The 13,163-nt window shown below is 58.1% G+C and carries 14 protein-coding genes; 7 read left to right on the forward strand and 7 right to left on the reverse strand.

Annotated features, from left to right (window positions below; genetic code table 11):
* Window positions 1-36 precede the first annotated feature (36 nt).
* Window positions 37-1,086: an AI-2E family transporter gene (locus KW829_RS17430; protein ID WP_218308722.1), complete on the reverse strand. Its 1,050-nt coding sequence runs from the start codon at window positions 1,084-1,086 to the stop codon at window positions 37-39.
* A 142-nt stretch (window positions 1,087-1,228) separates the two neighbouring features.
* Here KW829_RS17430 and KW829_RS17435 point away from each other — a divergent pair, with 142 nt between their 5' ends.
* A complete protein-coding gene (locus KW829_RS17435; protein ID WP_100167332.1) occupies window positions 1,229-2,446 on the forward strand; it encodes an MFS transporter in 1,218 nt (405 codons plus the stop codon).
* Between the two features lie 4 nt (window positions 2,447-2,450).
* Here KW829_RS17435 and KW829_RS17440 read toward each other — a convergent pair whose 3' ends face one another.
* On the reverse strand, window positions 2,451-3,008 hold the full coding sequence (locus tag KW829_RS17440; protein WP_010436528.1) for a DcrB family lipoprotein: 558 nt from the start codon (window positions 3,006-3,008) through the stop codon (window positions 2,451-2,453).
* 72 nt (window positions 3,009-3,080) lie between these two features.
* Window positions 3,081-3,746 (reverse strand): 7-cyano-7-deazaguanine/7-aminomethyl-7-deazaguanine transporter, encoded by a 666-nt coding sequence (locus tag KW829_RS17445; RefSeq protein WP_218308723.1) that lies wholly within the window; start codon window positions 3,744-3,746, stop codon window positions 3,081-3,083.
* 167 nt (window positions 3,747-3,913) lie between these two features.
* Between KW829_RS17445 and tusA the strand changes: the two genes are divergently transcribed.
* From tusA to KW829_RS17465, 4 genes are all read left to right on the forward strand, one after another.
* Window positions 3,914-4,156, forward strand: coding sequence for a sulfurtransferase TusA (gene tusA, locus KW829_RS17450; RefSeq protein ID WP_010436523.1), 243 nt, complete (start codon window positions 3,914-3,916; stop codon window positions 4,154-4,156).
* Between the two features lie 190 nt (window positions 4,157-4,346).
* Entirely contained in the window at window positions 4,347-5,318 is a 972-nt protein-coding gene (locus KW829_RS17455) for a TRAP transporter substrate-binding protein (protein ID WP_042713324.1), read from the forward strand.
* Window positions 5,319-5,330: 12 nt separating this feature from the next.
* Window positions 5,331-5,840 (forward strand): TRAP transporter small permease, encoded by a 510-nt coding sequence (locus KW829_RS17460; RefSeq protein WP_010436519.1) that lies wholly within the window; start codon window positions 5,331-5,333, stop codon window positions 5,838-5,840.
* Between the two features lie 10 nt (window positions 5,841-5,850).
* The gene (locus KW829_RS17465; RefSeq protein ID WP_172701540.1) at window positions 5,851-7,137 is read left to right on the forward strand and encodes a TRAP transporter large permease; all 1,287 of its coding nucleotides are present in this window, start codon (window positions 5,851-5,853) and stop codon (window positions 7,135-7,137) included.
* 121 nt (window positions 7,138-7,258) lie between these two features.
* Here KW829_RS17465 and zntA read toward each other — a convergent pair whose 3' ends face one another.
* Entirely contained in the window at window positions 7,259-9,430 is a 2,172-nt protein-coding gene (gene zntA, locus KW829_RS17470; RefSeq protein ID WP_218308724.1) for a Zn(II)/Cd(II)/Pb(II) translocating P-type ATPase ZntA, read from the reverse strand.
* 76 nt (window positions 9,431-9,506) lie between these two features.
* Window positions 9,507-10,133: a lysoplasmalogenase gene (locus KW829_RS17475; RefSeq protein ID WP_010436513.1), complete on the reverse strand. Its 627-nt coding sequence runs from the start codon at window positions 10,131-10,133 to the stop codon at window positions 9,507-9,509.
* A 129-nt stretch (window positions 10,134-10,262) separates the two neighbouring features.
* Here KW829_RS17475 and KW829_RS17480 point away from each other — a divergent pair, with 129 nt between their 5' ends.
* Window positions 10,263-10,622, forward strand: coding sequence for a DUF2500 domain-containing protein (locus tag KW829_RS17480; protein ID WP_218308725.1), 360 nt, complete (start codon window positions 10,263-10,265; stop codon window positions 10,620-10,622).
* 83 nt (window positions 10,623-10,705) lie between these two features.
* Here KW829_RS17480 and KW829_RS17485 read toward each other — a convergent pair whose 3' ends face one another.
* Window positions 10,706-10,987 (reverse strand): DUF1145 family protein, encoded by a 282-nt coding sequence (locus tag KW829_RS17485; protein WP_010436509.1) that lies wholly within the window; start codon window positions 10,985-10,987, stop codon window positions 10,706-10,708.
* A complete protein-coding gene (rsmD, locus tag KW829_RS17490; RefSeq protein WP_010436505.1) occupies window positions 10,971-11,573 on the reverse strand; it encodes a 16S rRNA (guanine(966)-N(2))-methyltransferase in 603 nt (200 codons plus the stop codon). The genes KW829_RS17485 and rsmD overlap by 17 nt, the downstream gene beginning before the upstream one ends.
* Before the next feature lie 127 nt (window positions 11,574-11,700).
* Between rsmD and ftsY the strand changes: the two genes are divergently transcribed.
* Complete coding sequence (gene ftsY, locus KW829_RS17495; RefSeq protein ID WP_218308726.1) at window positions 11,701-13,161, forward strand: signal recognition particle-docking protein FtsY; 1,461 nt, start codon at window positions 11,701-11,703, stop codon at window positions 13,159-13,161.
* Window positions 13,162-13,163: the final 2 nt, after the last annotated feature.

The following is a 13,163-nucleotide window of genomic DNA, read 5'->3' on the forward strand; positions in this document are numbered from 1 at the left end:
TGCGAATAAACGTCTCTTTTAGCCCTTTCCCTGCGATTAGCCCGGCAACCGGCTTTTTGGTCGACCTGGACCCAGCAGAATGGCGAGTTTACTGCCGCCTTTGGTGGTCTCCATCCAAATTTTACAGACGCTGGTGAGCGGTACCGACAGCAACATTCCGACGGGACCCAGCAGCCAGCCCCAGATCAGTAACGATAAAAACACCACCAGCGTCGACATGCCTAGGCGGTGGCCCAACATGCGCGGCTCGAGAATATTCCCCAGCACCATATGCACGACAAGGAAAAGCGCCCCGACCAGCATGCATTCGTAAAACCCGTTAAACAGGAAGGCCTGGATCATGGGCGGCACGGCGGAGAGCACCGCGCCAATGTTGGGCACGTAGTTTAACAGAAACGCCAGCACGCCCCACATCAGCGCAAACTGCACGCCCATTAGCATCAGCCCCAGCCAGACGATGATTCCGGTCCACAGGCTTAATAATGTTTTCAGCGCCAGATACTTGGTGACGCCCTTTAATGCGCGGTGCAAACCGGCAATGTGAATTTGCGGATTGTTCAGCGCAAAGCGCAGTTTGTAGGGCACGTGGCGGACTTCGAACAGCATAAACACCACCGTCATCACCAGCAGCAGAATGCTGGCCATCGCACCGGAAAGGCCGGTCATCAGCGTGGTGGCGTAGGTCATCACCTTCTCTGAATCCATCCGGCGCAGCATCCGTTCTGGCGAAATATGCAGGTTGATAAACGGCATCATCTCCTGCAAATCAACCAGCTTGCGGGTGAGGGCTTTGTTGTATTGCGGCAGCATGGTCGAGAATTCACTCAGGGAGGCAGCCAGCACGCCAAACAGCGCCGTCAGAACAATCAGCATGACGATGACGACGATAGTAATCGCCACCGGGCGGCTGACGCCGCGGCGTAAAAACCAGGTCACCAGCGGGTTGAGCACAATGGCAAAAAAGAGCGCCAGTAACAGCTGAACGATGATATCAGCCGCAGCGTGGATACCTGCGAGGATCACGACCAGACAGGCGAGTTTTAACAAAATGTGAAGTCCTGCTTTATCGGGCGGGCTGGCGGTCATACGAATTCCTTTTTCGGGGGGCTTGTTTATTGTAGTGCGCCGGATCCCCTTCGTCTGGGGTGTTACTCTGAAAGTCACTGCTGATTTTCATCTCTCTTCATGGTAATAGTGAAACACTGTTGCAAAAATCCAGGTTAAACCCATGCCCGAACCTTCCGCCGAACCGGCACTGAGCGGAGTACGCCTCAATCTGCGCATTGTTTCTGTTGTGATTTTTAACTTCGCCAGCTATCTGACGATTGGCCTGCCGCTGGCGATCCTACCGGGCTACGTTCATGACGTGATGGGCTTTAGCGCCTTCTGGGCGGGGCTGGTCATTAGCCTGCAATACTTTGCGACGTTGATAAGCCGCCCCCATGCGGGACGTTACGCCGATCTGTTTGGGCCGAAGAGCATTGTTGTCGTGGGACTGTGTGGCTGCTTTCTGAGCGGGCTGGGGTACTTTCTGGCGGCCACCGCCAGCCAGTGGCCGCTGGTCAGTCTGGTGCTGCTGTGCCTGGGCCGCGTGATTCTGGGCATTGGGCAAAGCCTGGCAGGTACGGGTTCCACGCTTTGGGGCGTGGGCGTCGTCGGCGCATCGCACATCGGGCGGGTGATCTCCTGGAACGGGATTGTCACCTACGGCGCCATGGCGATTGGCGCGCCGCTTGGGGTGGTGTGTTACGCCTGGGGCGGTCTGTACGGCCTGTCCCTCACCATTATGGCGGTTGCGCTGCTGGCGATCCTGCTGGCGCTGCCGCGTCCGAAAGTGAAAGCCAGCAAGGGCAAGCCGCTGCCGTTTCGCGCGGTGCTGGGGCGCGTCTGGCCATACGGGATGGCACTGGCGCTGGCGACCACCGGCTTTGGAGTGATCGCCACCTTCATCACCCTGTTTTACGACGCCAAAGGCTGGGACGGCGCGGCCTTTGCCTTAACCCTGTTTAGCTGTGCGTTTGTCGGCGCGCGTCTGCTCTTCCCGAACGGCATTAACCGTCTGGGCGGGCTGAACGTGGCGATGATCTGCTTTGCGGTCGAAATCGTCGGGCTGCTGCTGACCGGGATCGCCACTGCGCCGTGGATGGCGAAAATCGGCGTCTTTCTTGCGGGGGCGGGCTTCTCGCTGGTCTTCCCGGCGCTGGGCGTGGTGGCGGTGAAAGCCGTGCCGCAGCAAAATCAGGGGGCCGCGCTCGCCACCTATACAGTGTTTATGGATATGTCGCTGGGGATCACCGGGCCGCTGGCAGGGCTGGTGATGGCCTGGGCTGGCGTGCCCGTTATCTATCTGGCGGCGGCAGGTTTAGTGGTGCTGGCGCTGATGCTGACGTGGCGGCTAAAAAAATGGCCCCCGGTGCACGCACCGGAGGCCACGTCATCCTCGTGAAAGATTACTGAATCACGAGGGTGTTAATGATGTTTTCTGCGGCAGTCTGCGCTTTCTGCTGGTCTTCCGCAGGCAGCGTGATTTGCAGGGTCAGCAGTTTGTTATCAACTTTACCCAGTACCACGGAAGAGTAAGCGGTCTGGCCTTTCGCAGAGATAATGCTGTCCAGCTGTTGCAGCGTGTGGCCTTTGAGTTCGATAGACTTATTGGTCACCACCTGCAGCTGCGGGTCGCGGCTACGCTGCTGATCTTCCAGACGTTTGGACAACACGCTCAGCGCTTCAGTGGTGTCGTCACCCACAATCACAATGACCGCTTTCTGACCGGTTGCGTCGGAATACACGTGCATGTTGTTCGCCTGGGTACCCAGCTTGCCGCTCTGATCGGTCATATCCGCTGGCAGAGAGAAACTGAGTTTGCCGTCCAGCAGGCTTACCGGCTGCCCGGTCGCGTTGCTCTCTGCGGACGCGCCCTGTGCAGGCGTTTTGGTGTCGCTGTTATCACAGGCTGCAAGGCCAACAACCAGCAGGCCAATCCCGACATATTTAACCAGATTGCGCATTGACTTCTTCCTTTCGATAAACGGCCATAGCGGCTCATTCGCTCATCTTATCACAACTGATAAAGCGAACCTTTAACCTGCCTGCAATGCGGTGATTTCAGATTTATCTGCCAGCCTTTTCAGCAGCATATTCAGCAGCACGCCGTACATCGGCAGGAAGAATACAATACTGATAAGCACCTTGAAGCAGTAGTCCACCAGGGCGATTTCCATCCAGTGTTCGGCCATGAACGCATCCGGGCTACGCCAGAAGGCGATGAAGAAGAAGGCCAGCGTATCGCTCACGTTTCCGAACAGCGTGGAGGCCGTAGGCGCCATCCACCAGCGGTGATTTTGACGCAGGCGGTTAAACACGTGAACGTCGAGGATCTGCCCCAGCGCGTAGGCCATAAAGCTGGCGGCGGCGATACGGGCGACAAAGAGGTTGAAGTGCGTCAGCGCCTCAAAACCCTGCCAGCTTCCCATGTAGAACAGAGAAGAGATCACATACGACACGAACAGCGCCGGGAGCATCACCGCGAAAATAATGCAACGCGCCAGCGGTGCGCCAAAGATTCGCACGGTCAGATCGGTGGCGAGGAAAATAAACGGAAAACTGAACGCGCCCCAGGTGGTATGGAAACCAAAAATGGAGATCGGGAGCTGCACCAGATAGTTGCTGGAAGTGATCACCAGCAGATGAAAAAGCGAAAGCCAGAACAACGCTTTTACGCGCTGTGATTGAGAAAACTGCGTCATATTGTGACCTTTTTATACGTTGGGGTGAGGGAACCCAATAAAAACCGCCGCATGATACTGCTTTGACGGGACTTTGCAATGGCTAATTTTCACGCAACCGTTAACCTGGTTTGCATTGGCGGCAACCGGGCGTAAACTACAGCCGTTTTATTTTGATCGAGAAGACCATGACCGACCTGTTTTCCAGCCCAGACCACACCCTTGACGCTCAGGGCCTCCGCTGCCCGGAGCCGGTAATGATGGTGCGCAAAACTGTGCGCACTATGCAGACCGGTGAAACGCTGCTGATCATCGCAGACGATCCGGCCACCACCCGCGATATTCCCGGCTTTTGTACCTTTATGGAGCATGAGCTGGTGGCGCAGCAGACCGAAACGCTGCCGTACCGGTATGTGATTCGTAAGGGGTAAGTGCGGCAAGATGCCCTCACCCCGACCCTCTCCCACGGGGAGAGGGGAAAACCTTTCTAAACCATCGTTTCAAATTTTCGCGCTTTTGTGAGGCGCTTCACCTCCGCTTTTCCAGCCGTAGTCTAATTTTTAAGCGTATAAAAATAAAACGCCGTTTTAACGCTTATCTCACTACCCTGGAGTTGACCCGATGAAAACGACCCTCAAGCCGTTACTGGCCGCGCTGTGTCTGTCTGCTTTTGCCTGCACCGTTTCTGCTCAAACCATCAAAGCTGCCGATGTACACCCCGAAGGCTACCCGAACGTGGTGGCGGTTCAGCACATGGGTGAAAAACTCAAGCAGCAAACCGACGGCAAGCTGGAGATCAAAGTCTTCCCCGGCGGCGTGCTCGGGGATGAAAAGCAGATGATTGAGCAGGCGCAGATGGGGGCTATCGACATGATCCGCGTCTCGATGGCGCCGGTTGCCGCCATCCTGCCGGATATCGAAGTCTTCACGCTGCCGTATGTCTTCCGCGATGAGGACCACATGCACAAGGTGATCGACGGAGATATCGGCAAGCAGATTGGCGACAAGCTGACCGCGAACCCGAAATCGAAGCTGGTGTTCCTCGGCTGGATGGATTCCGGCACCCGTAACCTGATCACCAAAGAGCCGATCGTTAAACCGGAAGATCTGAAAGGGAAAAAAATCCGCGTGCAGGGTAGCCCGGTGGCGCTCGCCACGCTTAAGGATATGGGGGCAAACTCGGTCGCGATGGGCGTGAGCGAAGTCTACAGCGGTATGCAGACCGGGGTGATCGACGGCGCGGAGAACAACCCGCCAACCTTTATCGCCCACAACTACATGCCGGTCGCCAAAAACTACACCCTCAGCGGCCACTTTATCACCCCGGAAATGCTCCTCTACTCAAAAGTGAAATGGGACAAGCTCAGCGCCGACGAGCAGCAAAAGGTCCTGACGCTGGCCCGCGAAGCGCAGTTCGAGCAGCGCAAGCTCTGGCAGGCCTATAACGACCAGGCGCTGGCGAAAATGAAGGCAGGTGGGGTGCAGTTCCACGACATCGACAAAACGGTGTTTATCAAAGCCACAGAGCCGGTGCGCGCACAGTATGGCGACAAGCATCAGGATCTGATGAAAGCCATCGCTGACGTCCAGTAAAACGGAGTACGTATGTCCGAACTCTACCTGAAGTGGATGGACCGTTTGTATCTGCTCGCCATGACCGTGGCGGGCGTCTCGCTGCTGGTCATGACGATAGTTATCCCGATTGGCATCTTCTCGCGCTACGTGCTTAACCGCGGGGAATCCTGGCCGGAGCCGATCGCTATTATCTGCATGGTGACCTTTACCTTTATTGGCGCGGCGGTAGGGTATCGCGCTGGGTCGCACATCGCGGTAAACATGCTCACCGACCGTCTGCCCGACATGCTGAAAAACCTCTGCGCCCGCGTGGTCGACCTGCTGATGCTGCTGATCTCCGCCCTGATGTTCTGGTACAGCCTCTGGCTGTGCGTCGACCTCTGGGAACAGCCCGTCGCGGAGTTCCCACTCCTGACCTCTGGCGAAAGCTATCTGCCGCTGCCCGTCGGGTCGGCCATTCTGATCCTGTTTGTGATTGAACGCCTGCTGTTTGGCTCGCAGGAAAACCGTCCCGTCGTGCTTATCGGCAACCACAGTTAAGGGGTGAACAATGGATGCATTCGTTTTGTTATTCACCCTCGCCATACTGCTGGCGCTGGGAATGCCTGTGGCTTTCGCCGTCGGGTTAAGCGCCGTGGCGGGGGCGTTGTGGATCGATCTGCCGCTGGAGGCGCTGATGATCCAAATCACCAGCGGGGTGAACAAGTTTACCCTGCTGGCGATCCCGTTCTTTATCCTTGCCGGGGCGATCATGGCGGAAGGGGGCATTGCCCGACGGCTGGTGAATTTCGCCTACGTGTTTGTCGGCTTTATTCGCGGCGGGCTGTCGCTGGTGAATATTGTCGCCTCAACGTTCTTCGGCGCAATTTCCGGCTCGTCGGTGGCGGATACGGCCTCTATCGGCAGCGTGATGATCCCGGAGATGGAGAAGAAGGGCTACCCGCGGGAATATGCGGCGGCGGTAACGGCCAGCGGTTCCGTGCAGGCGATTCTGATCCCGCCCAGCCACAACTCGGTCATTTACTCGCTGGCCGCGGGCGGGACGGTTTCTATTGCCACGCTGTTTATCGCGGGCGTGCTGCCGGGGCTGCTGTTAGGGTTATGTCTGATGATCCTCTGCCTCGGCTTCGCCCATAAGCGCGGCTACCCGAAAGGCGAGAAAATCCCGTTTAAGCAGGCGCTGAAGATATTGCTCGATGCCCTGTGGGGGCTGATGACGGTCGTGATCATCCTCGGCGGGATATTGTCCGGGATCTTCACGGCAACCGAATCCGCCGCCGTGGCCTGCCTGTGGGCGTTCTTCGTCACCATGTTCATCTACCGCGATTATAAGTGGAGCGAACTGCCGAAGCTGCTGTGCCGGACGGTGAAAACCGTCACCATCGTGATGATTTTGATTGGCTTTGCGGCGGCCTTTGGCGCGGTGATGACCTACATGCAGCTCCCGACCCGCATCACCGAGTTCTTCACCTCGCTCTCCGATAACAAGTACGTGATCCTGATGTACCTCAACGTCATGCTGCTGCTGATTGGCACGCTGATGGACATGGCGCCGATCATCCTGATCCTGACCCCGGTGCTGCTGCCGGTGACCAATTCGCTGGGGATCGACCCAGTGCATTTCGGGATGATCATGATGGTGAACCTGGGGATCGGGCTGATCACCCCGCCGGTTGGGTCGGTGCTGTTCGTGGCGAGCGCGGTGAGCAAGCAGAAGATTGAAACCGTGGTGCGCGCCATGCTGCCATTTTACGGCATGCTGCTGGTGGTGCTGGGGATGGTGACGTACATCCCGGCGATTTCATTATGGTTGCCGGGGGTGTTAGGGATGCAGTGACGCCGCTCTTCTCCCTCTCCCCGTGGGAGAGGGTCGGGGTGAGGGCATCAGGCCGCACCCCGACCCAACCCACTGCCGGGTGGCGGCTGCGCCTTACCCGGCCTACGGTTCGATAACGATTTTATTTCCGACGTAATAACCGCAACGCATTTGCCGTTACCAGCACCGTTGCACCCGTATCCGCCAGCACCGCCAGCCACAGGCCGGTCATGCCGAGCAGGGTGGTGACGAGGAATATCCCCTTCAGCCCCAGCGCAATCCCAATGTTCTGGCGGATGTTGGCGCGCGTCGCCCGCGCCAGGCTAATCATCTGCGCCAGCCCGGTCAGGCGGTTGTGGGTCAGCGCCGCATCCGCCGTCTCCAGCGCCACGTCGGTGCCGCTGCCCATTGCAATGCCGATGGTTGCCGCCTTCATCGCAGGCGCATCGTTAATGCCGTCACCGACCATCGCCAGCGGGGCGAAGGCGTTCAGCTCCGTGACCGCGCGGACTTTATCTGCGGGCAGCAATCCGGCCTTGAATTCCAGCCCCAGCTCACCGGCAATTGCCGCCGCCGCGCGCGGATTATCGCCGGTCAGGATCACGCCCTGTACGCCAAGCTGATGCAGCGCCGTCACGGCCTCTTTGGCGTCATCGCGCAGGGTGTCGCGCAGCGCCAGCATCCCTTTCGCGACGCCGTCCTGCATGAGGGTCACGACAGTTTGTCCGGTCTGTTCTAACGCCTCAACCTCTGGATGAGAAGACTTGCCCGCCGCGACAATCAGCACCTTTTTACCGTCAACGGTGGCCTCAATCCCCGACCCGACCAGCGCCCGCTGTGCCGTTGCCGTCGGAATTGCCAACCCGCGCGACTGCGCTTCACGCACAATCGCCTGCGCCAGCGGGTGAGTGGAACCCTGCTCAACGGCGGCGGCCAGCGTAAGCAGTTCATCTTCACCGATATCCTGCGGATACACGCCGGTGACCTGCGGCTTGCCGACGGTCAGCGTGCCGGTTTTATCGAACGCGATATGCTGAACCTGGCTCAGCTGCTCCAGCGCCGCGCCGCCCTTAATCAGCGCCCCGCGACGTGCCGCCGCTGCCAGCCCGGAGGTAATCGCCGCAGGCGTGGAGATCACCAGTGCGCACGGGCAGCCGATCAGCAGCAGCGTCAGCCCTTTATAGATCCAGCCCTCCCACGGTGCGCCGAAGACCAGCGGCGGCACGATAGTAACCAGCAGGGCAACCAGCATGATGGCAGGGGTATAAATCCGGCTAAAACGGTCGATGAAACGCTCGACGGGCGCGCGGCGCTCCTCGGCTTCTTCTATCAGCCTGAGGATGCGGTCGATGGCGCTGTCGCCCGGTTCGGAAAGGACCGTCAGCTGCACCAGACGGTCGACGCTGGTGGCACCAGCAGGCACTTTTTCACCTGCCGCGCGTTCTACCGGAATGGATTCCCCGGTCAGGGCGCTCTCGTCGAAGCTGGCGGTGGCGGTAACCAGCGCGCCGTCGGCGGGTAAACGACCGCCCGCGGCGACTTCAATCACGTCTCCGGGACGTAGGGTATTAATCGCCACCGTTTCACGATTGCCGTTTTTTACCCGTGTGGCGGTTTCAGGCTTCAGCGCCATCAGTGCGCTGACCCCTTTACGCGCCCGGCTCGCCGCCCAGCCCTCAAGCCGTTCGCCGATTAAGAACAGCAGCAGCACCATCGCCGCTTCCGCCGTCGCGCCAATGAACAGCGCGCCGATGGCTGCCACGCTCATCAGCGTTTCGATGGCAAACCAGCTGCCGCTTTTCATCAGGCGCAGCGCCTGGCGGGCAATCGGGAACAGCCCGACCAGCGTGGTGGCGATAAACGCCAGATTGCCGAACGGGTGGTTAATCTGCTCCAGCCCCCAGCTCAGGGCCATCATGATGATGAGCGTAATGAGCGGCAGGTTTTCTTTCAGGGAGGAGGTTTTTTCGACGGGGGCCGTTTCGCTACGCAGGGTATAGCCCGCCTTGCTGACGGCGGCTTCAACCTGTTTGCTGACGTCGCTTTCGGCGCTGACCAGCAGTTTTTCGGTGGCGAACAGCACCTGAACGTGACTCACGCCCGGCACTTGCATCACCGCGTTTTCCACTTTGCGCGCGCAGGCCGCGCAGTCCATGCCGTTGACGACCCAGCTGTAGCGGTTGCCGCTTTCAGGCAGCATTTCAGTTTGCGTTTCGCACGCGCCTTCGCAGCAGCAGTCGTCTTTCGGCGGAACCGGGCTGAGCTTAAGTGCCGAGAATTGTGGAACTTTTTTAGATGTTTCTGGAGTCGACATGGCAGTCTCCGGTAATGATAATTTTCTCATTAACCGCAGCATACACTCTGGAGTCGACTCCAGAGTCAAGACTTATTTAAATATACAGCGAACGCACGATCAGGAAGTGCCCGGCAAAGTAGCAGGCGGCGGCAATCGCGTTATCCGCGCGGAAGCGACGGCGATAGTGGCTGCCCAGCCAGACGATATTCCCGATCAGCAACAGCGCCGCGCCAAAGAACGCTGACATTGCCGGAGACGTCGGACGGAAGAACCACAGCTCGCCTGCAAGCCACACCATCACCAGCGTCATGGCGATAAAGGTACAGACCGGCAAACGCATCTCTTCCAGACGCGACCAAATCACCGCAATCAACAGCGCGCCAATCACCAGCAGCACCAGCGGCAGCGGCCAGAAGAAGGAGAGCGTCATCTGGCTGGCAAAGTAGATGGTGTAAAGCAGATGCGACAGGAAGAACGCGCCGACGGCATAGAGCAGGCGCTGACGGGGGAGCAGAGTCAGCGCATCGCCTATCAGGGACGCACACAGCCCGGCGAGGACCAGATAGCTGACGGCGTTAAACATCGGCGCTTGCCAGGCCAGCAGCAGCAGGAGCAGCAGCGTGACGGGTTTGAACAGCCAGCGCTGCCAGGCAGGGCCACGATACGACGCATCGACAAAAAGCCATGCGGACAAACAGACGGCGATAAATGACCAAAGCATATTAACTCCCTGTATCTGTTGAGGCTGAATAATCAGTTTCTGATCCAGTGTAGTGACGCGGGCGGGCGTTTGGCAATGACGGGGAAGGCAAGGTATCCTGAATTCCGCAAAATCTGATGGGATTTATCAATGAGCAAGATGCCGCTTTTTTTCATTGTCGTGGTGGCGATTATCGTCATTGCCGCCTCGTTCCGTTTCGTGCAGCAGCGCCGCGAGAAGGCGGATAACGACGCCGCGCCGCTGATGCAAAAGCGCGTGGTGGTGACGAACAAGCGTGAGAAACCGCTCAACGACCGCCGCTCGCGCCAGCAGCAGGTGACGCCCGCTGGAACCAGCATGCGCTATGAAGCGAGCTTTAAGCCGGAAACCGGCGGGCTGGAGGTGACCTTCCGCCTGGAGGCGCAGCAGTACCATCAGCTGACAGTGGGGGATAAAGGGACGTTGAACTATAAAGGATCGCGGTTTGAAGGGTTTGAACCGGAGCTGTAATTTTCCCCTCACCCCGGCCCTCTCCCAGAGGGAGAGGGTGTAATCGTCCCCTCTCCCTCTGGGAGAGGGTTAGGGTGAGGGTGTTACTTCTTCACCTGCGCCTTAAACTTCTTCATCCACACCAGCAGTTCAAACACGCCGAAAATAAACACGCGCAGCTGCTGCCATCCGGTCATCTGCGGGCCGTCTTTCGGAAGACCGTTTTTCAGCATCACCATCTGCAGGGCGTGCATAAACGACGTGAAAATCAGCGCCACGTTAACGAAAATGTTCATCGGGCGCGGGAAAGGATGCACCAGATTCAGAATCAAAAACGCCCAGACGCCCAGCATCAGCAAACGTCCCAGGTTAATCAGTACCGGCATCGGATCCTCCTTGTGCCTGACGGTGATACAGACGATAAGCAACCTGACCGGCGACCTTTTCGCGGTGCAGATCCCAGTGCGCGGGCACCGGCGGCAAACCGTTCTCCACTTCGCTTTCTACATAGATTAGCGCGTCATCCGCCAGCCAGCCGTTTTGCTCCAGCAGGGATAACGTCTCTTCCAGCAGCCCCTTGCGGAACGGTGGGTCGACGAACACCACGTTGTGCGGTGTGCCCTGTTGCGCGAGGAAGCTCAGCGTGTTGGTGTTGACCACTTTGGCGTTGCTCGCCTTCAGCGTCGCCAGATTTTGCTGCAGCGTCTGCGCCACGCCGCGCTCCATCTCCAGCAGCGTGGCGCTGGCGGCATAGCGCGACAGCGCTTCAAGCCCTAATGCGCCGCTTCCGGCGAAGCAGTCCAGGCAGCGGGCGTCTACCATTGACGGGGCGAGCCAGTTAAACAGCGTCTCGCGCACGCGGTCGGTAGTGGGGCGTAAACCGGGGCTGTCCGGCACCGGTAATTTCCGGCCTCGCCACTGACCTCCGATAATACGAATTTGACCGGCCGGGGCGCGGTTGGGTTTCTTCATCTCAGGAAAGCTCTGTTAACAATTGGCCTGCGATTGCGGGCGGTGATGTCAATTAAGTAAAGTGTTAGACTATTTCATCATTTTTTTAGCTTACATGTATATAGCGCCGCGAGGAGTGTAGTCGCAGATGGCAAAACAAAAAAAACGTGGCTTCTTTTCCTGGCTGGGCTTCGGTGAAAAAGAGCAAGAAACAGAACAGAAAACCGAAGAACAACAAGCCGTTGAAGAGCAGTCGCAGCCTGAAACGCCTGTAGAAACCGCCGCGGTTGTCGACGCGGAAGAAACGGCGCACAGCAAAGAAGAGATTGAATCCTTTGCTGAAGAGGTGGTTGAGGTCACTGAACAGGTTCAGGAAAGCGAGAAGCCAGAGCCGGTTGTCGTCGAAGACATTACCCACGCGCCGCAGGCCGTTATTGAGCACGAAGAGCTGCCGCTGCCGGAAGAGGTAAAAGCCGAAGATGTTTCTGCTGAAGAGTGGCAGGCCGAAGCGGAAACCGTTGAAATTGTTGAAGCGGTGGAAGAAGAAGCGGCACGCGAGCCAGAGCTGACCGACGAAGAGCTGGAAGCCCAGGCGCTGGCGGCAGAAGCCGCAGAAGAAGCGGTTATCGTTGTGCCGGTAGAATTGCAAGCCGAAGAAGAGATCGTTCAGGAGCAGGACAAACCGACCAAAGAAGGTTTCTTCGCGCGCCTGAAGCGTAGCCTGCTCAAAACCAAAGAAAATTTAGGTTCCGGATTTATCAGTCTGTTCCGCGGCAAGAAGATCGACGACGATCTCTTTGAGGAGCTGGAAGAACAGCTGCTGATTGCGGACGTCGGTGTGGAAACCACCCGTAAGATCATCGCCAACCTGACCGAAGGGGCGAGCCGCAAACAGCTGCGTGATGCCGAAGCGCTGTACGGCCTGCTGAAAGACGAGATGGGCGAAATTCTCGCAAAAGTTGACGAACCGCTTAATATTGAAGGCAAAACGCCATTTGTTATTCTGATGGTGGGCGTGAACGGCGTAGGTAAAACCACCACCATCGGCAAGCTGGCACGTCAGTTCGAGCAGCAGGGCAAATCGGTGATGCTGGCGGCGGGCGATACCTTCCGTGCAGCGGCGGTTGAGCAGCTGCAGGTGTGGGGCCAGCGCAACAACATTCCGGTGATTGCCCAGCATACCGGCGCGGATTCCGCATCCGTGATCTTCGACGCCATCCAGGCGGCGAAGGCGCGTAACGTGGACGTGCTGATTGCCGATACCGCAGGGCGTTTGCAGAACAAATCGCACCTGATGGAAGAGTTGAAGAAAATCGTCCGCGTCATGAAGAAGCTGGACGAAGACGCACCGCATGAAATTATGCTGACCATTGACGCCAGCACCGGGCAGAACGCCATCAGTCAGGCGAAGCTGTTCCATGAAGCGGTAGGACTGACGGGGATCGCGCTGACCAAGCTGGACGGCACCGCCAAAGGCGGGGTGATCTTCTCCGTGGCCGACCAGTTCGGCATTCCTATCCGTTACATCGGTGTGGGCGAGCGTATTGAGGATTTGCGTCCGTTTAAGGCGGACGACTTTATTGAGGCATTATTTGCCCGAGAGGACTAACA

Origin of the sequence: Enterobacter sp. ENT02, assembly GCF_019219165.1 — a bacterium.
In the GTDB taxonomy this organism is placed as follows: domain Bacteria; phylum Pseudomonadota; class Gammaproteobacteria; order Enterobacterales; family Enterobacteriaceae; genus Enterobacter; species Enterobacter mori.